The following is a 23524-nucleotide window of genomic DNA, read 5'->3' as shown; positions in this document are numbered from 1 at the left end:
GACCTTAGCCAACATCGATGTTATCATGTCGAAGGTGGAGGATTGGCGGTCATGACAGTTAAGCGTATCGTATCAAACATAGCCGTTACTTCTGTCGACGATGTTCGAGCCTTCTACTCTGAATTGTTCGATCTGGACGTTGTGATGGATCATGGATGGATCGCAACTCTTGCCTCGGGTGAAACGGCACCAACTCAGATTAGCATTGCAATCGAAGGCGGGTCAGGGACTGCCGTACCCGATCTATCAATCGAGGTGGATGATGTTGATGCTCTCTACCAGCATGCCAAACGGCTGGGACACAAAATCGAGTATGAGTTGACGAGCGAACCTTGGGGAGTGCGCCGTTTTTTACATGCTTGACCCCACTGGAAAGTTGCTAAGCATCCTCGCCCATCCCGCGTAAACGCTGACACATTGGGCTCTGAGCAGACCTCGCATGGGCTGCGGCATCCGAGGCGCGGCCGACATGGGATCCTGATCGGCATTCAAGGCCCCTTTCTGCCGCGCTGTGCCTGACTGAACGCCGCATTCCCGCGTCACGAAACCTGCCGTTTGGGGCACAATGCTGCAGTTTAACACTCAGATGAATGCCTGCGTGGCAAAACTGCCCCCATGCTGCCCGAAGCTGCCGCTCCCCGTTTCATGGCAGATCCCGGACGTATCCGCATGTGAGCGCAGCTTCGAACTCCCGACAGGGTCGGCCTCTGCGACTGCCGCAATTTCCAGAAGCTCTCCAACGACCGTATCGGCACATTTGCGCTGGAAACGCCTTGGCCAGAAGACGGCGTGAACATGATCTGCTAGACTTGCGGCGGGCAGTCTGTTCATCGACCCCCGAGCGGCCACGCGCCAAAGCCGCGCGAGCCAGACCACGTTCAAGCGATTTCATTGGGATTGATATCTTGAAAAACATACGTGTATGGGCCGCTGAACGTCCCTTCGCCGCTGCTGGTCTGCTGCTGCTCGTCGCCGCGGTTTACTTCGTTGCCCCTGTGCTGTTCCTCGATGCCTCGCAACTCTTCGGGCACGGGCGACAGGAGCAGGGCGCGTCTGAGTTCGCGGACGGTCTGTGGGCCGAAATCGGATTGGCCGGGGTGCTTGTGCTTGCCGTCTTGCTTCTCGGCTGGACCCGGGAAACAGGGCTCACAATCATGCCGCGCTGGCGTGCGAGCCTCTTTGCCGTCCCCTATATCGCGTTGGTTCTGCTCATGGTCCTTGTGACCTATGGAACCGTTTTGGCGCAGGACGAGGCGTTCGCCCTGACCGCCGCCGATTGGCGGATGGTCGGGGTCGCGAGTTTCGTCGCACTTGTTGTGGGACTGTTCGAGGAGCTGTTGTTTCGCGGCGTGCTTCTACATGGTTTGAGATCGAAAATGCCCGCCATTCCCGCAGTGCTGGTGGCCGCATTGATTTTCGGCGCTTTCCACTTCATGAATTGGGTGGGTGGCCAACCCTTCGACGTGACCGTCATGCAGGTCATCTCCGCCGCCGGCGGAGGGGTATTCTACGGGGCCCTGGTGCTGTGGACAGGCTCACTCTGGCCCTCCATCATCATGCACGGGCTTTGGGATGCGGCTGTCACCCTGAATCAGACCATGTTGGGCGCGGGTGAAATCATGCCTGAACCTGCCGACGGCGCAGCCGGACTCACCGAAACCGCCTATAATCCCTTGTATGCTCTGCTCTCGCCGGAGTTGATCTACGGTCTGATATTGCTTGGGTTGTGGGCGTGGTGGAACCATCGTCGCTCGACGTCCGGATAGTCTGTGAAGCCGCACGGCTGAAGCGAAACAAAAGGATGGCCCTGCACCTGTCTGTGAACATCAATGCCATGCGGGCCATGCGCGCTTGCGGCCCCTGGCGGCGATCTGAGCCCCTCGCGGCATCGTGGACTATGGCCTCCAAACAGCCATTCCCGAAGGCGGCCTTGCAGACCCAAGAGCACGCCGATCAGCCATCCTCCTCCAGCCGCACCCGCATCTCGCGGATCACCGGCAGGGCCGCGCGGACCCGGTCCGCGCCGATCTCGGCCACGGTCGCCGTGAGGATCGGGGCAATCGCCTCCAGCGCCGCATCGCGGGCCTTGCGGCCCGAGGGGCTGATCGACACGAACTTGCGCCGCGCATCATCCCAGTCAGGGCGGATATGCACATGCCCCGCCCATTCCAGCTTGCCCAATGTGTTGGTCATCGCGCCCCGGGTGACGTGGAAGATGCGGGCCAGTTGCGCCGGCGTTTTCTCATCGCCCGTGCGCGCCAGCTGGTTCAGAACGGAAAAATGGCTGAGTTCCATCCCCTTCGGCAACGCCCTGGACAACCGGTTCCGCGCCAGCTGATCGGCCATGAACATCTCGCTGAACAGCGCGACGGCAAGGGGGTCATCGGTGGAGGTCATGGCGCGCATAACACAGGACTCTGGCCCCTTGAGCAAGGGGCCAGCACGTCGCGTCAGGCCGCAAGCATCCCGTCAAGCTTGCCCTCGCGGTCCAGCGCGGCCATTTCGTCATAGCCGCCCAGATGGGTCTCGCCGATGAAAATCTGCGGCACCGTATGGCGGCCATTGGCGCGGGCCAGCATCTCCTGGCGTTTCTCGGCATCGCCGGAGACGTTGTATTCCGCAAAGCTGATACCCTTTTCGGTCAGCAGGCGTTTGGCCGCGTGGCAATATCCGCAAAGCGGCGAGGTGTAGATTTCAACTGTCGGCATGATCTGGCTTCCCTCTGTCCGGTGTTGCGTTCCGATTTAGGTGTCCCGGGCCACGCGCGCCAGAGCAATCACGGAGACGTTTGCGGCCCCGGCCAGAAAACACGCCTCGGTCGCGGCGGCGAAGGTCGCGCCGGTGGTCATCACATCGTCGACCAGCAGAACATCGCGGCCCTCCAGCACCGCCCCGTGGCCCGGCGCGGGGAGGATTGCCCTCTCCAGGGTTCGGAACCGGCTTTCCCGGCCCAGCCCGTCAAGGCTTTGCGTGGCCCGCGCCCGCACAAGCGCCCGGGGCGCGACCGGCACACCGGCGGCGCGGCCAAGCGCATGGGCCAGAAGCGCGGACTGGTTGAAGCGCCGCCTGAGCAGACGCCAGCGGTGCAGCGGAACCGGCACCAGAAGCGTGCGCGGGCCCAGAAGCGGCCCCGCGGCCCGCACCATCCACGGCGCGGCGGCCCGCGCCACCTCGGCCCGGTCGCCGTGTTTCAGACCGAGGATCAGGCGGCGCGCATTTCCGGAATAGGCGAAGACCGCGCGGCCCTGCGACCAGGGCCGGGCGAACGTCAGGCACTCGTCGCAGCGAATCGGGCGGTCATCGCCACGCCCTGGCAGAGGCACGCCGCAGATGTCGCAGGACGCGCTGTGAATGAAGGGCGTTTCAAGCCAGCAGGGGCCGCAAATCGCGTAATCGGTCTCCACCTGTGCGCCGCAACAGAGGCATTCGGGCGGAAAGACCGCATGCACCGCCGTTTGCAATCTCATGTCATGCCCCTAAGTTGCAGCGGGTCAGCGAACGGAACCCTTGATGAAGAACCAGCGACCAGCCGCTCTGGTGGACAGACCTGCCCTTGCCCGGCACCGTGCCCGCGCACGGCTGGATCAGGCCGGCTTCCTGCATGACGAAGCCCGGTTCGAGCTTCAGGAAAGACTCATCGACGTTAACAGATCGTTTACGAGGCCCGCGATCGTGACGCCTTTCCCGGCGGAATGGGACGGTTTCCTGCCCGGCGCCGTGGTCGTGCCGGATGCGGAGGTGATCGATCTGGCGCCGGGCGCCCAAGATCTGGTGATCCACGCGATGGGCCTGCACTGGGCCGACGATCCGGTGGGCCAGATTGTGCAATGCCGCCGGGCGCTGGCCCCCGACGGGCTGTTTCTGGCGGTGTGTTTCGCGGGCGAAACGCTGGGCGAGCTGCGCGCCGCCCTTGGCCAGGCCGAGATCGAGACGCTGGGCGGCCTGTCCCCCCGCATCGCCCCGATGGGAGAGTTGCGCGATCTGGGCGGGCTGTTGCAGCGCGCGGGCTTTGCCCTGCCGGTTGCCGACAGCACGCGCCGGGAGGTGCATTATGCGACGCTGCCCGATCTGATGGCCGATCTGCGCGCCATGGGCGAAACAAACGCGCTGGCCAGCCGTCACCGGGCCCCCACGCCCCGGCGCCTGTTCCGGCGCGCGGCGGAGATTTACGCGGCAGGTTTCCCGGCCGAGGGGGGGCGCATCCGCGCGACCTTCGAGCTGGCTTTCCTGACCGGCTGGACCCCCCATGAGAGCCAGCAGAAACCCCTGCGTCCCGGCAGCGCCAACACGCGGCTGGCTGACGCATTGCAAACAACCGAGTTTGACGACACAGCAACACCGGTTCTAGACCGGGAGCCTGACTGAGGTGCGAGCCGAAAAGATGAACATGATGCAGCCAAAGCCCGCGTTGAGCCACGCGCCCGCCGACCACCCGCAGGTGAAATTCGGCAAGATCGGAATTCTGCTGGCCAATCTGGGCACGCCCGATGATTACAGCTATTGGCCGATGCGCCGGTATCTGAACGAGTTCCTGTCCGACAAGCGGGTGATCGACTATTCCGCCTGGATCTGGCAGCCGCTCCTGCAGCTGATCATCCTGTCGAAACGACCGTTTTCCTCGGGCAAGGCCTATGCCTCGATCTGGAACCACGAGGCGGGTGAAAGCCCCCTGATGACGATCACCAAGGACCAGACCGCCAAGATGAAGGCGGTGATGGCCGAACGCCATGGCGACAGGGTCGTGGTGGATTTCTGCATGCGCTACGGCAACCCCTCGACCAAATCCAGGGTGGATGAGCTGGTCGCGCAGGGCTGCACCAAGATTCTGTTCTTCCCGCTTTACCCGCAATATGCGGGCGCCACTTCGGCCACCGCCTGCGATCAGTTCTTCCGGTCGGTCATGTCGATCAAATGGCAGCCGATCGTGCGCACGGTCGAGCCCTATTTCGAGCATCCGCTATACATCGAGGCGCTGGCGCAGTCGATCGAGCGGGTCTATGGCGCGCTGGAGAACCGGCCGGATATTCTGGTCTGTTCCTACCACGGCGTGCCGAAGCGCTATCTGATGGAGGGCGATCCCTATCACTGCCAGTGCCAGAAGACGACGCGCCTGCTGAAGGAACGTCTGGGCTGGGCCGATACGGATATCGTGACCACATTCCAGAGCCGGTTCGGCCCCGAGGAATGGCTGAAACCCTACACGGTGGAGGAGGTCGCGCGGCTTGCGGAGACCGGCAAGAAGAAGATCGCCGTCTGTGCGCCCGCGTTTTCAGCCGACTGCATCGAAACGCTGGAAGAGATCAACGAAGAGATCAAGGAGAGCTTCGAAGAGGCCGGCGGCGAGGAGTTCACCTATATCCCGTGCCTCAACGATGACGACGCCCATATCGCGGCACTGGCCGCCGTGGTGGATGACAATCTGAAAGGCTGGGTGGGTTAGGCGCTTACCGGGCGTCCGGTGAAGATCCGGTCGCCGACGCGCACCATGATCTTGCCATCGGTCAGCGCCCGCACAAAAATGCCCTGAACGGACACGCAAGTTCCCAATGTGATCGTCTTGAGCACAGTCGTAATCCCCCGATTGGCTGTGATTATCCGATACTATTCCAGTTTTATGAAAAAGCAGCCCCAAAAACCGGCGTATAGGCCGGAAAATCGCGGAAATATCAGGCGGTCCGGATCAAATCCGGCGCGGCCGGGTCAAAGCCAGTCGCGCAGGATGGGGATCAGGGGGATATCGGCCGCCGGCATCGGGTAGTCGCGCAGGGCCTTTGGCGCGACCCATTTCAGCACCTGTTTTTCGCGCGGGGCGGGTATGCCCTGCCATTTCCGGCAGACGAAAAGCGGCATCAGCAGGTGAAACTCCGCGTAGCTGTGGCTGGCGAAGGTGAGCGGGGCGAGGCACGAAGCCCAGGTGTCGATCCCCAGTTCCTCGTGCAGCTCGCGGATCAACGCGGCCTCGGGCGTTTCGCCCGGTTCGACCTTGCCGCCCGGAAACTCCCACAGACCGGCCATGGATTTGCCCTCGGGGCGTTGGGCCAGAAGCACGCGGCCATCCGGGTCGATCAGCGCGACCGCCGAGACGAGAACCGTTTTCATCCGCGGCCCCGACGATCGCACCGACAATCGGCGGTCACGACCGGTAATCCGCGTTGATGGTGATGTAGCCATGGGTCAGATCGCAGGTCCAGATCGTCGCGGACCCGTCGCCAAGGCCCAGATCGACCGCGATCAGCAAGGTGTCGGAGGTCATGTAGGCCGCGCCCGCCTCCTCCCGGTAGCCGGGCGCGACCCAGCCGTCTTCGGCCACGAGGATGTCCCCGAACCGGATGCTGAGACGGTCGCGGTCCGCCTTTGCGCCGGATTTGCCGACGGCCATGACGATGCGGCCCCAGTTCGGATCCTCCCCGGCGATGGCGGTTTTCACCAGCGGTGAATTGGCGATGGCGCGGGCAACCCTGTCGGCATCGGCATCGCTGGCCGCGCCGGTCACCCGCACCTCGACCAGCTTCGTCGCGCCTTCGCCGTCGCGGACGATCTGCAGCGCAAGGTCTTTCATCACCGCTTCTAGGGCCGCGGCGAACTCCCGCGCTTCGGCGCTGTCGACATCGGTGATCCGCTCGTGGCCCGCCTTGCCGGTGGCCACCACCATCACCGTATCGGAAGTGGAGGTATCGCTGTCGACGGTGATCGCGTTGAAGGTGCGTGTGGTCTGCGCGCGCAGCATGTCCTGCAGCACGGGCCGGTCAATCGCGGCATCGGTGAAGACATAGGCCAGCATCGTCGCCATGTCCGGCGCGATCATGCCGGAGCCTTTGGCGAAGCCCGCGATGGAAACCGGCGTGCCGCCGATCCGCATCGTGGCCGTGGCACCCTTAGCGAAGGTATCCGTGGTCATGATGGCGCGCGCGGCGGCGGCCCCGCCTGCGGGCGACAGGCCGGCCTTGAGCGCAGCGATGGCGCCGGTGATCTTTTCCGCAGGCAGCGGCTCTCCGATCACGCCGGTGGAGGCGGTGAAGACATGCGCCTCCGGCAGGTCCATGGCGCGGGCGATCTGCGCACAGACGGCGCGCACCGTCTCCGCGCCCGCGGCCCCCGTGAAGGCGTTGGAATTGCCGGAATTGACCAGAATCGCGAACCCGGCCTCCTGCGCCCCGAGCGCCGCCAGCTTGGCCTCGCAATCCAGCACCGGCGCGGAGCGGGTGGCGGAGCGGGTGAACACCCCGGCGAGCGACGCGCCGGGCGCGATTTCGGCCAGCATCACGTCTTCGCGGTTCTTGTACTTGATGCCGGCCGCCGCCGCGGCAAAGCGCACCCCGTCGATCACCGGCAGGTCCGGAAACCCGCCCGGCGGCGCCAGCGGCGAAACCGCCGGCTTGGCTTTCGTGGCACTGTCGCTCATTGGTGTGCGCTCAGTTTTCCAGAAGATCCATGTCGCGGATCAGGCTGATATCGAAGCCTTCCAGATCCGGGCGCTCCACATCGGCTTCGGCGGTCAGCTCTTCCATGCGGGCATCGACGCGGGCGCGGCGCAGCCCCTGAACCAGTTCCTCGCGCACATCCTCTAGCGCGGGCGCGTCCTGCAGCCGGCTTTCATTGAGGCGGATCACATGCCAGCCGAACTGGGTCTCGACAGGCGCCGAGATCTCGTCCGCCTCAAGGGCGAAGACCGCCTCCTCGAAGCTGGGGACCATCATGCCGGCGGTGAACCAGCCAAGCTGCCCGCCATTCGGGCCCGAGGGACCGGTGGAGTGCTGCTGCGCCAGCTCGGCGAAATCGGCACCGCCCTCCAGTTCCGCGATCAGCGCCAGTGCTTCTTCTTCGGTTTCGACCAGAATGTGGGAGGCGTTGTACTCCCGCGCCGGTTCGGTCGCGCCGTAGATGCTTTCGTATTCGGCCTCGATCTCCTCCTCGGGGATATCGGCCATCGCGATCTCGTCCATCAGCGCGGCGGCGAGGAACGCGCGCTGTTCATTTTCGAGACCGAGTTCCATCCGGGAGGTCATCATGCCCCGCGCCTGCCCGGCCATGACCTCCTGCTGAATCAGCTGCTCCAGCATCCCCTCGAACAGCACCTGATCGGGCAACTGGCGATACTGGTCGGGCAGAAGCGATTGCATTGCGATCAGGTGGCCAAGCGTGATGTCGGTGCCGTTCACGGTGGCCAGAACGGTGGTTGCGTCCTGGGCCTGAAGGGGAGCGGCAAGAAGCGCGGACAGAGCCACACCGGCAAGAAGTCGTTTCATTTTCGAAAGTCCTTTGTTTTCGTCGGGCCCTTGATCCATTGGCCGCGTTGACACATATCCGGCGGCCCCTTATGTCCCTGACGGGTTTCGCACCGGGGCCGTGCCGATCTTGCCGCCGTTGATAGACCGCAGAGTCTGGCCAAACAAGCCGCGTGCCGCACACGAATTGATGATCCGGGGGAATGCCGCCAATGGCGCCACCCGCAACAAAAAGGCGTTTGAGAACATGCTGGGGCTTGGAACCATCGCGAAGAAGGTCTTCGGAACGCCGAATGACCGCAAGGTGAAATCGGTCAGACCGGTGGTTGACCGGATCAATGCGCTGGAACCGGAGTTCGAAAAGCTGAGCGACACGGAAATCGTCGCCAAGACGGCCGAGTTCCGCAACCGGGTTCAGAACGGCGAGGCGCTGGACGACCTGCTGCCCGAAGCCTTCGCCAATTGCCGGGAAGCCGCGCGTCGCGCCCTTGGTTTGCGGGCGTTCGACACGCAATTGATGGGCGGTGTCTTCCTGCATCAGGGCAATATCGCGGAGATGAAAACGGGTGAGGGCAAGACGCTTGTCGCTACCTTCCCCGCCTATCTGAACGCACTCACCGGCAAGGGCGTGCATATCGTCACCGTCAATGACTACCTCGCCAAGCGGGACGCGGACTGGATGGGCAAGGTCTACACCGCGCTTGGCCTGTCCACCGGTGTCGTCTATCCGCGCCAGCCCGACACCGAGAAGCGCAGCGCCTATGGCGCCGACATCACCTATGCGACGAATAACGAGCTTGGGTTCGATTACCTGCGCGACAATATGCGCGCCAGCCTCGCCGACATGGCGCAGCGCGGGCACAATTTCGCGATCGTGGACGAGGTGGATTCGATTCTCATCGACGAGGCGCGGACGCCGCTGATCATCTCGGGCCCGTCGGAGGACCGTTCGGAGCTGTATGTCACGATCAACGCGCTGATCCCGGGGATCGCGGAGGATCATTACACCTTCGACGAAAAGACCCGCGGCGTGACCTTCACCGACGAAGGCAACGATTTTCTGGAGGAGCGGCTGCTGGCCGAAGGGATCCTGCCCGAGGGGCAGAGCCTCTACGACCCCGAAAGCACGACCATCGTCCACCACGTGACCAACGCCCTGCGCGCGCACAAGGCCTTCCAGAAGGACAAGGACTACATCGTCCGCAACGGCGAGGTGGTGCTGGTGGACGAGTTCACCGGGCGGATGATGCCGGGCCGCCGCCTGTCGGACGGGCTGCATCAGGCCATCGAAGCCAAGGAAGGCGTGGCGATCCAGCCCGAGAACATCACCATGGCCTCGGTCACGTTCCAGAACTATTTCCGTCTTTACGGCAAGCTGTCGGGCATGACCGGCACCGCCGCTACCGAGGCGGAGGAGTTTTCCTCCATCTACGGGCTGGGTGTGGTCGAAGTGCCCACCAACCGCCCCATCGCCCGCGAAGACGAGGATGATCAGGTCTATCGCACGGGCGCCGAGAAATACGCCGCCATCGTCGCGCAGATCCGCGAGGCCCATGAAAAGGGGCAGCCGGTTCTGGTGGGCACGACATCGATCGAGAAATCCGAGATGCTCTCGGATCTGCTGAAAGAGGCCGGGCTGCCGCATAACGTGCTGAACGCGCGCCAGCACGAGCAGGAGGCGCAGATCGTGGCCGATGCGGGCAAGCTGGGTGCGATCACCATCGCCACCAACATGGCCGGGCGCGGCACCGACATCAAACTGGGCGGCAATGTTGAGTTCAAGGTGATGGAGGCGCTGGCGGCCGATCCCGACGCGCATCCCGACGAGATCCGCGAGCGGATCGAGGCCGAACATGCCGCCGACGAGGAAGCGGTAAAAGCTGCGGGCGGGCTTTATGTGCTGGCCACGGAACGGCATGAAAGCCGCCGGATCGACAACCAGCTTCGCGGGCGTTCGGGCCGGCAGGGCGATCCGGGGCGCTCCTCCTTCTTCCTGTCGCTGGAAGACGATCTGATGCGGATCTTCGGCTCCGACCGGCTGGACAAGATGCTCTCCACCCTCGGGATGAAGGAGGGGGAGGCGATCGTGCACCCCTGGGTCAACAAGAGCCTCGAAAAGGCGCAGGCCAAGGTGGAGGGGCGCAACTTCGACATCCGCAAGCAGTTGCTGAAATTCGACGATGTCATGAATGATCAGCGAAAAGCGATTTTCGAGCAGCGCATGGAGATCATGGGCGCCGAGGATATCGCCGAGGTCACGCGGGACATGCGCCATCAGGTGATCGACGATCTGGTTCATATCCATATGCCGCCGAAAACCTACGCCGATCAGTGGGATACCGAAGGCCTGCAAAAAGAGGTGCGCGAGAAACTCGGCATCGACGTTCCGGTGGCCGACTGGGCCGATGAGGAAGGCGTCGATGACGAGACGATCCGGGAGCGCCTTGAGGTGGCGGCCGATGAATACATGGCCGGAAAGGCCGTGCAGTTCGGCCCCGAACAGATGCGCAATATCGAGAAACAGGTGTTGTTGCAGACGATCGACGGCAAATGGCGCGAGCATCTTCTGACGCTTGAGCATCTGCGCTCTGTCGTGGGCTTTCGCGGCTACGCCCAGCGCGACCCGCTGAATGAATACAAGACCGAAAGCTTCCAGCTTTTCGAAAGCATGCTGGACAGTCTGCGGATGGATGTGACCGAGCGGCTGTCGAAGATCCAGCCGCTGACCCCGGAGCAGCAGGAACAGCTGATCAAGCAGCTTCAGGCCCAGCAACAGGCGCAGCAGAAGGCCGCAACCGCGGCGACCGCAGCCGCCGCCGCGCCGGACGGGGGGGAGACCGCCGCGCTGGTCGACGGGTTCGTGGAGGATGACCCCTCCACCTGGGGCAACCCGGGCCGGAACGATGCCTGCCCCTGCGGATCGGGCAAGAAATTCAAGCATTGCCACGGGCGGCTGGCCTGACACGGACGGCCCCGCGCCACGTTTTCGCCGCAATTCCATAAGGATTGGGTCGAAACCGGAAACAACCCGCGGCAATCGCGCCACACTGGCCGGATTTTCCACGAAATCCGGCCAATCGCTCCGCAATATCGCCCCAATCCACGCCCAGTCTTCGCCGCAACACCCGCGAAGGAGGGCGGTATGCCAAAACGCCAAATCATCCGACTGGTCGCTGTGGGGCTGATGACCGTATCCGGCGGCCTGTTCGCCGTTCAGGCGGGGCTTTTGCCCGGCATGCAGGCGGACGCCCCGCCAGCCGATCGGACCGCCGCGGCGCGGCCGGTCGCGCCGGAGGCGACGGCGACACCTGCCGCATTGCCCGCCCCCGCTGCCCTGACGGCCCCGGAGGCGCCAGGCGCGCTGGCCCTGCCTGCGGCCCCCGAACTTGCCCTGACCCCGCCCGATCTGTCGCAGCCCGGTCGTGACCTGTCCGAGCGGATGGCCGAAACGCCCGACAGGGCCATGGCCGCCCCGGCCACCCCAGACACCAGCCAGTTCGGTCTGCCCTGCGGGCTGAGCGTGAGTGCCGAGGCCGCGCCTGCGGCGATGGTCGCGCTGGATATCATGGCCCCCTGCCGCCCCGGCGCGCGGGTGGTGATCGAGCATTCGGGGCTGACCCTGACCGAGGCCACCGATCAGATGGGTCTGCTGACGGTCGATATCCCGGCCTTCGAAACGCCCGCCTTCTTCACGATCCGTCTGGCGGAGGAAGAAGAGAGCGCGCTGGTCACCGTCGGGGATCTGGAAGGCTATGATCGCGTCGCCATCGCCTGGGAAGACACCCGTGATCTGGAACTGCACGCGCTGGAATTCGGCGCCGATTACGGCGAGCCCGGCCATATCTGGGCGGATAACGCGGGCACTGTCGCCCGGGCGCAGACCGGCGTCGGCGGGTTTGTCACGCTTCTTGGGAACGATGCGGTGGACTCGCCGATGATGGCGCAGGTCTATACCTTCCCGCGGGATACGCTGACCCGCGAAGGATCGGTGCGGATCTCGATCGAGGCGCCGATCAACAGCCGCAATTGCGGCCAGGACACGCTCGCCAGAACGGTGCAGACCGATCCCGCCGGGCCCGTCGCGGTGACCGAGCTGACCTTCACACTTCCCGCCTGCGACGCGGTTGGCGACTATCTGGTGTTGCAAAATCTGTTGCAGGACCTGAGAGTCGCGTCGAACTGATCCAACCCGGTACAGGGCACAGATGCATGCATGGCTGAGGGCGGCTTTCGGAGCCGCCTTTTTCGGTATTACGGGCCTGTCCCCCGCGGTTGCGCAGGATGTCACCCTGCGCTCTCTCGACGGGTCGATCGAGCTGGACGGATCGCTGATCGGCTTCGACGGGGAGTTCTACCGCGTCGATACGATCTACGGGCCCCTCACCGTCAACGCCGAGGGGGTCTCCTGTGCCGGGCCGGGATGCCCGGATCTGGAAGGCTTCGTGGCCGAGGCACGGTTCGCCGGCGCCTCGGTGATCGCCGACCGGCTGATGCCGGCGCTGATCGAGGGGTTCGCCCGCGCGCGCGGCATGACCGTTTCCCGCGCATTGGCGCCCGATGGCCGCTCCGTCTTCACGCTGACGCGCAGTGCCGATGGCACGACCGCGGCACGGTTCACGCTGATCCCGGGCACCACCGACAGCGGGTTCGAGGCGCTTCTGAACCGCGACGCGGATCTGGCGCTGGCGCTTCGCGAACCCTCCCCGGTGGAGCGCGACGCCGCGCGGCTGGCCGATCAGGGCGATCTTGGCCTGTCGCAGCGGGCGCGCGTTCTGGCCATCGACGGCCTTGTCGCGGTGGTCTCCCCCGAAAACCCCTTGCGCGACATCGCCCTGTCCGATCTGGCCCGCGTCTTCGCCGGAGAGATCACCAACTGGGCCGTGCTTGGCGGCGGCGATGCGCCGATCTCGCTGCATCTGATGCGGGACGATTCGGGCCTCGCCCAGGGGTTCGCGAACCGGGTGCTGCTGCCCGCGGGGCTTGGCCTTGGCCCCGGCATCATCCGGCACACGACCCAGGCGGATCTGTCCGGCGCGGTCACGCGCGACCCCTATGCGATCGGCATCAACTCCTATGCCGGTCTCGGCAATGCGCGCGCGCTGGCGCTTGGCGGTCCCTGCGGTTTCAGCCAGACCGCCAGCGCGGCGAGCCTCAAGGCCGAGGATTACCCACTTACAGCGCCGCTTTTCGTCTATACGCCCGCCCGCCGGATGCCGCGGCTTGTGCGCGAGTTCCTGTCCTTCTTCGAAAGCCAAGCCGCGGAGCGGGTGATCCGGCGGGCCGGTTTCGTGAACCAGTCGATCCTGCGCACCCCGGTTTCGGGTCAGGGCGACCGGCTGGCCAACGCCATCGCCGCCGCGGGCCCGGAAATCACGCTGGAAGATCTGCAACGGCTGAGCGCCCGGATCAGCGACAGCCAGCGCCTGTCGCCCACCTTTCGCTTCGCCCCCGGCACCACCGATCTTGACCCGCAATCGCGCAGTTCCGTCTCGCGGCTTGCACGCGCCATCGAGCAGGGTCGGTTCGATGGTCAGCGCCTTGTATTCGTGGGGTTTTCAGATGGCGCGGGCGACGCCGCCACCAATCTGCGCCTTGCCCGGGGGCGCGCGGAAACCGCCCGCCGCGCCGTCATGGAGGCCGCGAATGCCGCCGATCTGAACCGGGTGCAGCTGCGCGTGGATGCGTTTGGAGAGGCGATGCCGATGGCCTGCGATGACACCGAATGGGGCCGTGCCGTCAACCGCCGGGTCGAGGTCTGGCTGGAATAGGGCGGGCGCGCTCAGCTGGCGTAGGTCGGGTGAAACAGCCCGCCGGGCGACAGGGTGAAAATCTCGCAACCGTCGGCCGTCACGCCGATCGAGTGCTCGAACTGCGCGCTCAGGGATTTGTCGCGGGTCACCGCCGTCCAGTCATCGGCGAGCACCTTGGTTTCGGGGCGGCCCAGATTGACCATGGGCTCGATGGTGAAGAACATGCCCTCCTCCAGCACCGCGGCGGTGCCGGGGCGCCCGTAATGCAGCACATTGGGCGGCGCATGGAACACCTGCCCCAGCCCGTGGCCGCAGAAATCGCGCACGACCGACATGCGCTGCTGCTCCACATAGGACTGGATGGCATGGCCGATATCGCCGAAGGTGTTGCCGGGCTTCACCGCTTCGATCCCCTTGAACAGCGCGTCATGGGTGACCTGCACCAGACGTTCGGCCCGGCGGTTCAACCGGCCGGCGACGAACATCCGGCTGGTATCGCCGTACCACCCGTCGACGATGACGGTCACATCGATGTTCAGGATATCGCCGTCCTTCAGCACTTTCGCGCCCGGGATCCCGTGACACACCACATGGTTCACGCTGATGCAGCTTGCGTGCTTGTACCCGCGATACCCGATCGTGGCCGAGGTCGCCCCGGCCTCCCCGACCATCGCGGTAATCCGGTCGTCCAGCGCGCCGGTGGTCACGCCGGGCTGCACCATCGGCGCGATATCGTCCAGGATACGCGCCGCCAGCGCGCCGGCCTTGCGCATGCCGGCGAAATCCTGCGGTTGATGAATGCGAATGCCGTCCTTGGTCAAACGGCCCTGGAAATCGTCCAAACTACCACTCCGGAGCTGTGTTTGCCGAAACTTATGCGATGAGACGCCGATTTTCCAGACGCGGCATGGTCATATCTGCGTGGCCGGGTCGACCGGCACCGCATGGCCGATTTCAACCGCGTCGGGGCCGATCCTGGTGCCATAGCACAGCATCTCCACCCCGGCGGCGCGGGCCGCGTCGAACGCTCCGGCATAGGCCGGGTCCAGATCGCCCGCGATTTTCAGCCGGGCGCAATCGCTTCGCTGAAGCAGGTAGAGCATCACCGCCCGGTGGCCGTCGGCGGCCATGCGCGACAGTTCGGCCAGATGCTTGGCACCACGGGCGGTCACGCTGTCGGGAAACTCCGCCCAGTCGCCCTGTCGGCGCAGGGTGACGTTCTTGACCTCCACATAGGCATTCGGCAGGCCCGGGCCCGAGGCCAGAAAATCGACCCGGCTGTTCTGCCCGTATGTCACCTCGGGCGTGATCTGCGCATAGGCAGCCAGTTCCGGGATTGCGCCGGCGCGCAACGCCTCCAGAACGACCCTGTTCGGCAGGCTCGTGTCTATTCCGGCCCAGTGACCGCCGGGCAGTTCCACCAGCCGCCAGCCGTAGTTCAGCTTCTTTCGGGGATCGTCATTGGGTTCCACCCAGATCCGCAGCCCCGGCTCCTTCAGCCCCATCATTGAGCCCGGATTGGGGCAATGGGCCGTCACCACCTGCCCGTCCTCCAGCCGTATATCGGCCAGGAACCGGTTGTAGCGCCGCAGCAGGGTGGCGGGGATCAGAGGGGTTTGAAAACGCATCGCCAAGCCCCTATACCCGGCAGGCAATGCAGGCAAGGAGCAGGCCCATGCCAAACCCCACCGCCGCGATGCTGGTCATCGGCGATGAAATCCTGTCCGGCCGGACCCGTGATGCGAATATGCACTATCTGGCGCAGGAGCTTACGAAACACGGCATCCGCCTGAGCGAGGTGCGCATCGTGCCGGACGATCACGACGCGATCGTGGGCGCGGTACAGGCTCTGAGCGCGGGGTATGATACCGTGTTCACCTCGGGCGGGATCGGCCCCACCCATGACGATATCACCGCGGAGGCCGTGGCCGATGCCTTCGCGGTGCCGATCGGCATCCGCGACGATGCCCGCGCGATCCTGCAGGAGCATTACGACCGGCAGGGCAGCACGTTGAACGAGGCGCGCCTGCGCATGGCGCGCATCCCCGAAGGCGCCAGCCTGATCGACAATCCGGTCTCTGCCGCGCCCGGGTTCACGCTGCACAATGTGCATGTGATGGCCGGTGTGCCGACCGTGTTCCAGACGATGGTCGCCTCGGTCCTGCCGACGCTGACGGGCGGCGCGCCTTTGTTGTCCCAATCGCTGCGCATCGCGCGGGGCGAAGGCGACATCGCCGGGCCGCTTGGCAAATTGGCAACAGCCCACCCGGAGGTGGAGATCGGCTCTTACCCGTTCATCAAGGACGGGGTGTACGGGGCTAATATCGTGGTCCGCAGCCCCGACGGCGCCGCCATCGATGCGGTGATCCACGAACTGGCCGCCCTGTTTCCCGAGGCGCAATGACGCTGCCCCGCGCCCGCGATCTCTATCCCGTGATCGAACATACATGGCCGGCCGCGCGTCTCTTCGACCTGGGTCTCTGGCGCCTGCGGGAGGGGCGCGGCAGCGGCAGCCGGACCTCTGCGGCGACCCTCCGCGACGGAGAGCCAACCGCCGCCGATCTGGCCGAGGCGGCGACTGCGATGCGCGACATGGGGCAACCGCCGCTCTTCATGATCCGGGAGGGCGAAACGGCTCTGGACCGCCTTTTAGAGACAGAATCCTACGTCCTCAGGGACCCCGTCACCCTTTATGCCGCCCCGGTCGATGTCATCGCGACGGACCCGCCCCCACCGATCACCTGCTTCGAGATCTGGCCGCCGCTGGCCGCGCAGGAGGAGATCTGGGCGCAGGGCGGGATCGGGCCGGAACGGCTGGCCGTCATGCATCGCGCCGCCACTCCCAAGACGACGATTTTCGGGCGGATCGACGACCGCCCGGCCGGCACCGGATTTGTCGCGCTCGACGGGCGGATCGCCATGGTGCATGCGCTGGAGACACGTGCCCAGCATCGCCGGAGGGGGATGGGCCGGTACATGATGCAGGCCATGGCCTTCTGGGCGAAAGCCCGCGGCGCGACCCACATCACGCTTTTGGTGACGGGCGCAAACTTGCCGGCCAATGCGCTCTACACTTCCATGGGGTTTCAGCCTGTGGGACACTATCATTACAGAATAAAAACAGAGACCGATGAGCAAGCCTGACCCCAACGCCACCGCCCTGAACCTGCCGCCGATGGAGCCCTTGCCCGAGGCGACGCAGAAATACTTCGATATCTGCCAGGAAAAGCTCGGGATGATCCCCAACGTCCTGGCCGCCTATGCCTTCGACGTGGACAAGCTGAACGCATTCACGACGATGTATAACGACCTGATGCTGGGCGACAGCGGGCTGAGCAAGCTGGAGCGCGAGATGATCGCGGTGGCCGTTTCCGCGGTGAACCGCTGTTTCTACTGTCTCGTGGCCCATGGCGCCGCCGTTCGGGCGCTGTCGGGCAATCCGGCCCTGGGCGAAGCGCTGGTCATGAACTATCGCGTGGCCCCGCTCGACACACGCCAAAGGGCCATGTTGGATTTTGCCGTGATGATGACCGAAGCCAGCTACCGGATCGAGGAGGCCGACCGTCAGGCGCTGCGCGATGTCGGGTTCAGCGATCGCGATATCTGGGATATCGCGGCGACCGCCTCCTTCTTCAACATGTCGAACCGGATGGCCTCCGCCGTCGATATGCGGCCCAATCCGGAATATCACGGGCAGGATCGGTGAGACTGCGGCTGGCGCATCTCCTTCTGGCGGGCGTCATGGCCACACCCGCGGCGGCGCTTGACCTGCAATTGCCCGCGGCCGCGCGGCTGGCGCTGGAAGAGACCGAGCCGATGGGCCGCTACGAGATGCCGACCGGCCCGTGGACGCCCGCGGGCATGGCGCGCTACGATGCCGAAGGGGGATTTTCCCGCATGGTCTGGCAGGTGGTGCCCTATGGCGGAACCACCGTCCAGCTTCTGGCACCACTGCGCGCGCAATTGGTGGCCGACGGCTACGAGGTGCTGTTTTCCTGTACCGACCGCGATTGCGGCGGGTTCGATTTCCGCTTCGGCATCGACGTGGCGCCGGAGCCGGTGATGCATGTCAACCTGGGCGATTTCGCCTATCTGATCGCGCGGCGACAGACGGCCGAGGCAAACGACACCATCGCGCTCATCGTCTCCCGCGGGGGGGGCCACGGCTACATCCATCTGGTCCGCGTCGGTCCGCCGGGGGAGGAAGGGCCGGAGGTGACCCTTTCAAGCCGCGCGCCGGACGAGACGGGCCTGCCTTCCGACACCGGGGCCCTGATCGCCACTCTGGAGCGCACCGGCACCGCCACGCTGGACGATCTGCAATTCGAGACGGGCGCCTCCACGCTGTCGGGCAACATGTATCTGTCGCTTGCGAGCCTGGCCGACTACCTGATCGCCAATCCGGAAAAGCGGGTTGTTCTGGTGGGCCACACCGATGCCGAAGGCGCATTGCAGAACAACATCGCACTCAGCCGGGCGCGGGCCAGTTCGGTGCGCAGCTTCCTGATCTCGACCTATGATATCGCGCCCGAGCGACTGCGTGCCGAAGGGGTGGGATATCTCGCACCCCGGGCCCCCAACAGCACCGATGACGGGCGGGAGCTGAACCGGCGGGTCGAGGTGGTTCTGACCAACACGGAATAGGGCGCACCGGACGGCGCGGGGCAAAAAAAGGCCCGGTCGACACATGCCAACCGGGCCCAAGAGCGACCCCACGATACTCACGCATGGGGAAGCTTGTCACGCTCACCAGTCCTCAGGACCCTTGTCCCGAAACTGCTCTACGAGGAAATCGATGAAGGCGCGGACCTTGGGCTGGGTGTAGCGGCCCGGCGGATAGACGGCGTAGATGCCATGCACCTCCATCGGAAGGTCGGGGATGGCATCGACCAGCAGGCCCTGACGCATCGCATCGGCATAGAGGAAGCTGGGCAGATAAGCGATGCCAAGCCCGCCGATCGCGGCATTCAGAAGCGACTGGCCGTCATTCACCGTCAGCGACCCGGCTGTGCGGACCTGTCGTTTTTCACCCGAGGGCGCGGTCAGCTTCCAGACGTTGCCGCTGGCCTGATTGGAGTAATGCAGCAGCTTGTGATCGTTCAGATCGTCGATCTTCTCGGGCCGGCCGAACTCCTCGAAATAGCTGGGGGCCGCGATCATGCGCTTGTATGTTTCCGTCAGCTTGCGGGCGCGCAGGCTGCTGTCTTCCAGATCGCCCACGCGGATCGCCATGTCGAACCCTTCGGAGATCAGTTCGACATAGCGGTTGTTCAGGATCATGTTGACCGTGATTTCCGGATAGGAATGCAGAAACTGCCCCAGAACCGGCGACAGGTGGTTCACGCCGAAATCGGTGGCGACCGAAACCCGCAAGAGCCCCGACGGCGCCGATTGCATCGCGGTCACCAGCGCATCGGCCTCGCCCGCGTCATTCAGCACGCGCCGCGCACGGTCATAATAGGCAAGCCCGATTTCGGTCGGGCTGACCCGGCGGGTCGTCCGGTTCAGCAGGCGCGCGCCGAGGCGGGTTTCAAGGCTGGACACATGCTTGGAGACGGCCGATTTCGAAATCCCCATCTTCCTCGCCGCATCCGTGAAACCGCCTTGATCCACCACGGTGGCAAACGCTTCCATCTCCGTCAAACGGTCCATTCAGTCACCCATCAGCACATGTTCTTGTTGTCTGGCACCATGGGATCAAAATGCGGCGCGATTGCGGAGAGGCGCAGGCCAAAGCCGGGTATTAAGGGGGACCGTTGGTGGCGCGAAAGCTCAAATTTTACGTAAATCGTAGAATACCTGTCCAAAAGGATAGGTTTTGCGGGCGAAGGCGCCTTCGGCTTCCTGTTTCCCATTCCCCGCCATCGCATCTAGGCTTCGCCACATTCGAGGGAGAGGATGACATGAATCACGCCACCGCGCGACGCGATCTCGCCGCCGCCTTCCGCTGGACCGCGCGCGAACACATGCATGAAGCGATCGCCAATCACTTCTCGCTTGCGGTGAGTGAGGATGGCAGCCGCTTCCTGATCAACCCCAAACGCCATTTCAGCCGGATGCGCGCCTCGGACCTCTGGGTGATCGACGCCAATGATCCCGAAAGCTGCAGCGGCCGCGGCGCGCCGGACCCGACCGCCTGGGGCCTGCATGCCAGTCTGCATCGCCATGTGCCCCATGCCCGGTGCGCGATGCACGTGCATTCCACCTATGCCACGGCGCTCGCGGCGCTGGCCGACAGCCGCCTGCCGCCCGTCGATCAGAACTCCGCGATGTTCTACAATCGGCAGGTGGTGGATGAGAACTACGGCGGTCTCGCGCTTGAGGAGGAAGGCACCCGTTGCGCCCGCCTGTTTCAGGACCCGTCCGTCAGAACGATGATCATGGGCAATCACGGCGTCCTGATCATCGGCGAAACCGTGGCCGAGACCTTCACGCGTCTGTATTACTTCGAACGCGCGGCGCGCACCTATATCCTTGCCCTGCAAACCGGACGCCCCCTGCGGGAGCTGTCCCCGGAGATCGCGGAGAAGACCGCGCGCGAGTTGGAAGGCTGCGCGGATGCGGATGCGGCGTTTCTGGCCGAACTGAGGGCAATTCTGGATACCGAGGAGCCCGACTACGCAGACTGACCCTGCGGGAACCATGTATCGGCTTGCAGGGTTTCCCCTGCATGACCCCCGATGGCCTGATCTATTATCCCGATGACCGCCCCGGCATCACGCGCCGGCGGCAGGGCCGTGGCTTTTCCTACCGCGCGCCGGACGGCACCACCATCGCCAGCCGCCGCGAACGCGCCCGGATCGAGGCGCTGGCGGTTCCGCCCGCCTATTCCGCCGTCTGGATCAGCCCGCGGATCAATGGCCATTTGCAGGCCACGGGGCGCGACGCGGCAGGGCGCAAGCAATACCGCTATCATGTGGACTGGACCGCGTTCCGCGCGCAGTGCAAATTCGACGATCTGCCCCGGTTCGGCGCCGCCCTGCCGCGGCTGCGCCAGAAAATCCGCGAGGGGCTGGAGGGTGAACCGGGCAGCCGCGATTTCGCGCTGGCCGCGGTTCTGGGCCTGATCGACCAGTTGTCCTTGCGCCCCGGACATGTGGATTATGCCGAGGAAAACGGCAGTTACGGCGCAACCACTCTCCGCTCACGCCATCTGAACGTCAGGAAGGATGCCCTGTCGCTGTCCTTCACCGCCAAGGGGGGGGCAAAGGTGCGCACGGAGCTGACCGACAGGCGGCTGGCCCGCGCCCTTGGCCGGCTGGACGATCTGCCCGGGGCCCCGGTCGCCACATGGCTTGACGGAGAGACCCCGCGCGCGGTGACCCCGGAGATGCTGAGCCGGCATATCGCCGAATTGACGGGCGAGGAGGGGCTGACACCCAAGGCCTTCCGCACATGGAACGGGTCGGTCGCGGCCATGGAGGTGGCGCTTCACCAGCCAGACCCGACAATCACCGCGATGGCCGAGGCGGCGGCGAAACGGCTGCACAACACGCCGAAAATCGCGCGGAACAGTTACATCCACCCCGACGTGATCGCCTTGTCCGACAGCTCCGAGACGGATCGCGCCAGACTGGCGCAGGCCCGGACGCCTGCGCGCCTGCGCAAGGCGGAACGGGCACTGCTGGCGCTGATCGGCTAGACCCGTTCCAGCACCACAAGCCGGTATTCATGCTCCCGCGCGAATTTCTCGGCCCGGTCGGTGCGACGGTTCAGCTTGTCCAGCGCACGGCCCAGCATCTTTTCCATCAGCCAGGCGCGCCAGGGGTATTCGCGGCCGATCTCGGCCCGGAAGCGCGTGATGAAGGGCGCGACCTTGTCGTTCTTGATCGATTCGTGGATCACGAAGGTCGGCGTGATCGCATCGGTCATGTCCTCGTCGCTGATGATCCGGAAAGCGCCCTGCGCAGCCACCGCATCCAGAAACGCCTGATGCGTGCCCCGCGTCCCGTCTCCATGGGCGAAGCCGGGCCGCCGGAAGTAATCGAACATCACCATGCCGCGCGTGGCATACCGGTTCACCTGCGCCAGCGCGGCCTCCAGATCGATATAGTGAAAGCTCTCCGCGAACAGGCAGATGTCGAACCGCGCATCACTCTCGAACGCCTCGAACAGGGCATCGTGCACGCCGGTGCCCGGCGGCAGCTTGGCCCGCGCCATTTCGTTCATCTGGACCGAGGGCGACACGCAGGTGACATCGAAGCCGCGCGCGATCAGCGCCCGGGCATTCGCGCCCGTGCCGGAGCCGACATCGAGGATTGACGTCACCTCGTCGGGAATGACCTGCACCAGCTTCTCGAAATAGGCCTGCTGCGCGCGGCCCATCGCTTCGGCGGACAGAACCTCCGGCACGCCGTCGGGGAAATAGCCGTAATGCGCGAACCCGTGCCCGAAGATCACTTCGGACATCAGCGCGGTGGCTTCCAGTTCAAGATTTTTCAGTTTCATGGGCCGGTCTTTAGCGCAAAACGCGGCCATGAACAGCCGGTTTATGCCGCGTCGAAATCCAGCACCAGTTTCTTGCTGGTGGGCCGGGACTGACAGGCCAGCGTGAACCCCGCCTCCAGCTCCCAGGGTTCCAGCGAGTAGTTCACCGCCATCTCGGCGCTGCCCTCCTCCACCTTGCAGCGGCAGGTGCAGCACATGCCGCCCCGGCAGGAATAGGGCAGTTCCAGCCCCGCACGTTCCGCCGCCGCGATGACCGTGTCGTCGCCGGCCGCATAGGTGAACCGGCGCCGCGCGCCGTCAAGCAGCACCTCGACCTCGACGCCGCCCGCCGCAGCCGCTTCGGCCGCCGCCGATTTCGGCAGGCGCGGGGCCTCGCCCGCCATGAAGAAGCGTTCGTGGTGAATGCGCTCCGGCGCGACGCCAAGGGCCAGCACCGCCGCCTCGACCGCGTCGATCATCTCGCCCGGGCCGCACAGGAACACGCCATCGGCACCGGCCAGATCCACCGCGCCGGACCGGGCCAGCCGGGTGATCTTCTCGCCATCGACCCGACCCGAGAGAAGCGCGACATCCTGCGGCTCCCGGCTCAGCACATGGATCAGGGTGAACCGCCCGAGATAGCGATCCTTCAGCGCCTCCAGCGTCTCCCGAAACATGATCGTATCGGCCCGGCGGTTGCCATAGACCAGCGTCACCTCGGCACCGCGCGCCAGCGCCGCGCCCGCAATCGACACCATCGGCGTGATGCCGGAGCCCGCCGCGATCAGAACCAGCCGGTCGCAGCCCGGATCGGTGAAGCGTCCCTCCGGTGGCATGACCTGAATCCGGTCGCCGGGCGCCAGCCCTTGCGCAAAGGTGGAAAACACCCCGCCGTCGACCTTCTTCACGCCCACGGTCAGGCGCTCGCCGGGTAGGGAGGCAATGGAATAGCTGCGCCGCAGATCCTGCCCGCCGACCTCCGCCCGCAGGGTCAGATACTGCCCGGGCCGATAGGCGAAAAGCTTCGCGATCTCGTCCGGCACCTCGAAGGAAATCGCCACCGCATCCTCGGTCTCGACCCGCCGGTCGGCCACTTTCAGCTCATGAAACATCAGGCAATCC

24 protein-coding genes are annotated in these 23524 nt (G+C 65.0%); 13 read left to right on the top strand and 11 right to left on the bottom strand.

Annotation, left to right across the window (positions count from 1 at the left end; genetic code table 11):
- Window positions 1-51 precede the first annotated feature (51 nt).
- Both ACQ651_RS16915 and ACQ651_RS16910 read left to right on the top strand, forming a co-directional pair.
- Window positions 52-363, top strand: a complete 312-nt coding sequence (locus ACQ651_RS16915; RefSeq protein WP_375551065.1) for a VOC family protein — start codon at window positions 52-54, stop codon at window positions 361-363.
- A 542-nt stretch (window positions 364-905) separates the two neighbouring features.
- Complete coding sequence (locus ACQ651_RS16910) at window positions 906-1766, top strand: CPBP family intramembrane glutamic endopeptidase (protein ID WP_430449930.1); 861 nt, start codon at window positions 906-908, stop codon at window positions 1764-1766.
- A gap of 187 nt (window positions 1767-1953) precedes the next feature.
- On the opposite strand, the gene ACQ651_RS16905 is transcribed toward ACQ651_RS16910, so the two are convergent.
- Genes ACQ651_RS16905 through ACQ651_RS16895 form a run of 3 tightly spaced genes read right to left on the bottom strand, consistent with a single transcriptional unit; the run spans window position 1954 to window position 3467 of the window.
- Window positions 1954-2397: a MarR family winged helix-turn-helix transcriptional regulator gene (locus ACQ651_RS16905; RefSeq protein ID WP_121896759.1), complete on the bottom strand. Its 444-nt coding sequence runs from the start codon at window positions 2395-2397 to the stop codon at window positions 1954-1956.
- Window positions 2398-2450: 53 nt separating this feature from the next.
- Complete coding sequence (grxC, locus tag ACQ651_RS16900) at window positions 2451-2708, bottom strand: glutaredoxin 3 (RefSeq protein ID WP_430449929.1); 258 nt, start codon at window positions 2706-2708, stop codon at window positions 2451-2453.
- A gap of 36 nt (window positions 2709-2744) precedes the next feature.
- The gene (locus ACQ651_RS16895) at window positions 2745-3467 is read right to left on the bottom strand and encodes a double zinc ribbon domain-containing protein (protein WP_430449928.1); all 723 of its coding nucleotides are present in this window, start codon (window positions 3465-3467) and stop codon (window positions 2745-2747) included.
- A 43-nt stretch (window positions 3468-3510) separates the two neighbouring features.
- Here ACQ651_RS16895 and ACQ651_RS16890 point away from each other — a divergent pair, with 43 nt between their 5' ends.
- On the top strand, window positions 3511-4365 hold the full coding sequence (locus ACQ651_RS16890; RefSeq protein ID WP_430449927.1) for a methyltransferase domain-containing protein: 855 nt from the start codon (window positions 3511-3513) through the stop codon (window positions 4363-4365).
- A 22-nt stretch (window positions 4366-4387) separates the two neighbouring features.
- Window positions 4388-5440, top strand: coding sequence for a ferrochelatase (hemH, locus tag ACQ651_RS16885; protein ID WP_430449926.1), 1053 nt, complete (start codon window positions 4388-4390; stop codon window positions 5438-5440).
- Between the two features lie 260 nt (window positions 5441-5700).
- On the opposite strand, the gene ACQ651_RS16880 is transcribed toward hemH, so the two are convergent.
- The 3 genes from ACQ651_RS16880 to ACQ651_RS16870 are packed head-to-tail and all read right to left on the bottom strand — an operon-like array spanning window position 5701 to window position 8246.
- Window positions 5701-6099: a (deoxy)nucleoside triphosphate pyrophosphohydrolase gene (locus tag ACQ651_RS16880; RefSeq protein WP_375551069.1), complete on the bottom strand. Its 399-nt coding sequence runs from the start codon at window positions 6097-6099 to the stop codon at window positions 5701-5703.
- A gap of 34 nt (window positions 6100-6133) precedes the next feature.
- On the bottom strand, window positions 6134-7402 hold the full coding sequence (gene argJ / locus ACQ651_RS16875) for a bifunctional glutamate N-acetyltransferase/amino-acid acetyltransferase ArgJ (protein WP_430449925.1): 1269 nt from the start codon (window positions 7400-7402) through the stop codon (window positions 6134-6136).
- Between the two features lie 10 nt (window positions 7403-7412).
- Window positions 7413-8246: a peptidylprolyl isomerase gene (locus ACQ651_RS16870; protein ID WP_227286385.1), complete on the bottom strand. Its 834-nt coding sequence runs from the start codon at window positions 8244-8246 to the stop codon at window positions 7413-7415.
- Between the two features lie 226 nt (window positions 8247-8472).
- Here ACQ651_RS16870 and secA point away from each other — a divergent pair, with 226 nt between their 5' ends.
- The 3 genes from secA (at window position 8473) to ACQ651_RS16855 (ending at window position 13993) form a co-directional block, all read left to right on the top strand.
- Window positions 8473-11187, top strand: coding sequence for a preprotein translocase subunit SecA (gene secA, locus ACQ651_RS16865; RefSeq protein WP_430449924.1), 2715 nt, complete (start codon window positions 8473-8475; stop codon window positions 11185-11187).
- 180 nt (window positions 11188-11367) lie between these two features.
- Complete coding sequence (locus ACQ651_RS16860; protein WP_430449923.1) at window positions 11368-12408, top strand: hypothetical protein; 1041 nt, start codon at window positions 11368-11370, stop codon at window positions 12406-12408.
- A 22-nt stretch (window positions 12409-12430) separates the two neighbouring features.
- Window positions 12431-13993: a phosphate ABC transporter substrate-binding/OmpA family protein gene (locus tag ACQ651_RS16855; protein WP_430449922.1), complete on the top strand. Its 1563-nt coding sequence runs from the start codon at window positions 12431-12433 to the stop codon at window positions 13991-13993.
- Window positions 13994-14004: 11 nt separating this feature from the next.
- Here the strand turns inward: ACQ651_RS16855 and map are convergent, their stop codons facing one another.
- Window positions 14005-14817: a type I methionyl aminopeptidase gene (gene map, locus ACQ651_RS16850; RefSeq protein WP_430449921.1), complete on the bottom strand. Its 813-nt coding sequence runs from the start codon at window positions 14815-14817 to the stop codon at window positions 14005-14007.
- A gap of 69 nt (window positions 14818-14886) precedes the next feature.
- Window positions 14887-15603 carry a DNA/RNA nuclease SfsA gene (gene sfsA / locus ACQ651_RS16845; RefSeq protein ID WP_430449920.1) on the bottom strand — a complete coding sequence of 239 codons (717 nt, stop codon included), beginning with the start codon at window positions 15601-15603 and terminating at the stop codon, window positions 14887-14889.
- A 47-nt stretch (window positions 15604-15650) separates the two neighbouring features.
- Between sfsA and ACQ651_RS16840 the strand changes: the two genes are divergently transcribed.
- From ACQ651_RS16840 to ACQ651_RS16825, 4 genes are read left to right on the top strand one after another with little or no spacing between them, the layout of a single operon-like run.
- Window positions 15651-16379: a competence/damage-inducible protein A gene (locus ACQ651_RS16840; protein ID WP_430449919.1), complete on the top strand. Its 729-nt coding sequence runs from the start codon at window positions 15651-15653 to the stop codon at window positions 16377-16379.
- On the top strand, window positions 16376-17119 hold the full coding sequence (locus ACQ651_RS16835) for a GNAT family N-acetyltransferase (protein WP_430449918.1): 744 nt from the start codon (window positions 16376-16378) through the stop codon (window positions 17117-17119). Before ACQ651_RS16840 ends, ACQ651_RS16835 begins: the two co-directional genes overlap by 4 nt.
- Complete coding sequence (locus ACQ651_RS16830) at window positions 17106-17681, top strand: peroxidase-related enzyme (RefSeq protein WP_430449917.1); 576 nt, start codon at window positions 17106-17108, stop codon at window positions 17679-17681. Before ACQ651_RS16835 ends, ACQ651_RS16830 begins: the two co-directional genes overlap by 14 nt.
- Window positions 17678-18619, top strand: a complete 942-nt coding sequence (locus tag ACQ651_RS16825) for an OmpA family protein (RefSeq protein ID WP_375551077.1) — start codon at window positions 17678-17680, stop codon at window positions 18617-18619. The genes ACQ651_RS16830 and ACQ651_RS16825 overlap by 4 nt, the downstream gene beginning before the upstream one ends.
- 102 nt (window positions 18620-18721) lie before the next feature.
- On the opposite strand, the gene ACQ651_RS16820 is transcribed toward ACQ651_RS16825, so the two are convergent.
- Window positions 18722-19627, bottom strand: coding sequence for a LysR family transcriptional regulator (locus ACQ651_RS16820; protein ID WP_121895995.1), 906 nt, complete (start codon window positions 19625-19627; stop codon window positions 18722-18724).
- Between the two features lie 251 nt (window positions 19628-19878).
- Here ACQ651_RS16820 and ACQ651_RS16815 point away from each other — a divergent pair, with 251 nt between their 5' ends.
- Together ACQ651_RS16815 and ACQ651_RS16810 are read left to right on the top strand one after the other, a co-directional pair.
- A complete protein-coding gene (locus tag ACQ651_RS16815; protein WP_227286402.1) occupies window positions 19879-20604 on the top strand; it encodes a class II aldolase/adducin family protein in 726 nt (241 codons plus the stop codon).
- Window positions 20605-20645: 41 nt separating this feature from the next.
- Window positions 20646-21617, top strand: a complete 972-nt coding sequence (locus ACQ651_RS16810) for a DNA topoisomerase IB (protein WP_430449916.1) — start codon at window positions 20646-20648, stop codon at window positions 21615-21617.
- On the opposite strand, the gene ACQ651_RS16805 is transcribed toward ACQ651_RS16810, so the two are convergent.
- Window positions 21614-22423, bottom strand: coding sequence for a class I SAM-dependent DNA methyltransferase (locus tag ACQ651_RS16805; protein ID WP_430449915.1), 810 nt, complete (start codon window positions 22421-22423; stop codon window positions 21614-21616). The genes ACQ651_RS16810 and ACQ651_RS16805 overlap by 4 nt on opposite strands.
- 41 nt (window positions 22424-22464) lie before the next feature.
- Window positions 22465-23514 carry a 2Fe-2S iron-sulfur cluster-binding protein gene (locus tag ACQ651_RS16800; protein ID WP_430449914.1) on the bottom strand — a complete coding sequence of 350 codons (1050 nt, stop codon included), beginning with the start codon at window positions 23512-23514 and terminating at the stop codon, window positions 22465-22467.
- Window positions 23515-23524: the final 10 nt, after the last annotated feature.

This window comes from Rhodophyticola sp., assembly GCF_965284195.1.
GTDB lineage: Bacteria > Pseudomonadota > Alphaproteobacteria > Rhodobacterales > Rhodobacteraceae > Rhodophyticola.
Note: the sequence above shows the minus strand (reverse complement) of the source record. Positions and strands in the feature narration are given on the sequence as shown.

What these genes read in the sequence shown, in the direction of transcription:
- ACQ651_RS16915 (WP_375551065.1), top strand. Translation starts at nt 52, where the DNA reads ATGACAGTTAAGCGTATCGTATCAAACATAGCCGTTACTTCTGTCGAC.
- ACQ651_RS16905 (WP_121896759.1), bottom strand. Translation starts at nt 2,397, where the DNA reads ATGACCTCCACCGATGACCCCCTTGCCGTCGCGCTGTTCAGCGAGATG.
- grxC (WP_430449929.1), bottom strand. Translation starts at nt 2,708, where the DNA reads ATGCCGACAGTTGAAATCTACACCTCGCCGCTTTGCGGATATTGCCAC.
- ACQ651_RS16895 (WP_430449928.1), bottom strand. Translation starts at nt 3,467, where the DNA reads ATGAGATTGCAAACGGCGGTGCATGCGGTCTTTCCGCCCGAATGCCTC.
- ACQ651_RS16890 (WP_430449927.1), top strand. Translation starts at nt 3,511, where the DNA reads ATGAAGAACCAGCGACCAGCCGCTCTGGTGGACAGACCTGCCCTTGCC.
- hemH (WP_430449926.1), top strand. Translation starts at nt 4,388, where the DNA reads ATGATGCAGCCAAAGCCCGCGTTGAGCCACGCGCCCGCCGACCACCCG.
- ACQ651_RS16880 (WP_375551069.1), bottom strand. Translation starts at nt 6,099, where the DNA reads ATGAAAACGGTTCTCGTCTCGGCGGTCGCGCTGATCGACCCGGATGGC.
- argJ (WP_430449925.1), bottom strand. Translation starts at nt 7,402, where the DNA reads ATGAGCGACAGTGCCACGAAAGCCAAGCCGGCGGTTTCGCCGCTGGCG.
- ACQ651_RS16870 (WP_227286385.1), bottom strand. Translation starts at nt 8,246, where the DNA reads ATGAAACGACTTCTTGCCGGTGTGGCTCTGTCCGCGCTTCTTGCCGCT.
- secA (WP_430449924.1), top strand. Translation starts at nt 8,473, where the DNA reads ATGCTGGGGCTTGGAACCATCGCGAAGAAGGTCTTCGGAACGCCGAAT.
- ACQ651_RS16860 (WP_430449923.1), top strand. Translation starts at nt 11,368, where the DNA reads ATGCCAAAACGCCAAATCATCCGACTGGTCGCTGTGGGGCTGATGACC.
- ACQ651_RS16855 (WP_430449922.1), top strand. Translation starts at nt 12,431, where the DNA reads ATGCATGCATGGCTGAGGGCGGCTTTCGGAGCCGCCTTTTTCGGTATT.
- sfsA (WP_430449920.1), bottom strand. Translation starts at nt 15,603, where the DNA reads ATGCGTTTTCAAACCCCTCTGATCCCCGCCACCCTGCTGCGGCGCTAC.
- ACQ651_RS16840 (WP_430449919.1), top strand. Translation starts at nt 15,651, where the DNA reads ATGCCAAACCCCACCGCCGCGATGCTGGTCATCGGCGATGAAATCCTG.
- ACQ651_RS16835 (WP_430449918.1), top strand. Translation starts at nt 16,376, where the DNA reads ATGACGCTGCCCCGCGCCCGCGATCTCTATCCCGTGATCGAACATACA.
- ACQ651_RS16830 (WP_430449917.1), top strand. Translation starts at nt 17,106, where the DNA reads ATGAGCAAGCCTGACCCCAACGCCACCGCCCTGAACCTGCCGCCGATG.
- ACQ651_RS16820 (WP_121895995.1), bottom strand. Translation starts at nt 19,627, where the DNA reads ATGGACCGTTTGACGGAGATGGAAGCGTTTGCCACCGTGGTGGATCAA.
- ACQ651_RS16815 (WP_227286402.1), top strand. Translation starts at nt 19,879, where the DNA reads ATGAATCACGCCACCGCGCGACGCGATCTCGCCGCCGCCTTCCGCTGG.
- ACQ651_RS16810 (WP_430449916.1), top strand. Translation starts at nt 20,646, where the DNA reads ATGACCCCCGATGGCCTGATCTATTATCCCGATGACCGCCCCGGCATC.
- ACQ651_RS16805 (WP_430449915.1), bottom strand. Translation starts at nt 22,423, where the DNA reads ATGAAACTGAAAAATCTTGAACTGGAAGCCACCGCGCTGATGTCCGAA.
- ACQ651_RS16800 (WP_430449914.1), bottom strand. Translation starts at nt 23,514, where the DNA reads ATGTTTCATGAGCTGAAAGTGGCCGACCGGCGGGTCGAGACCGAGGAT.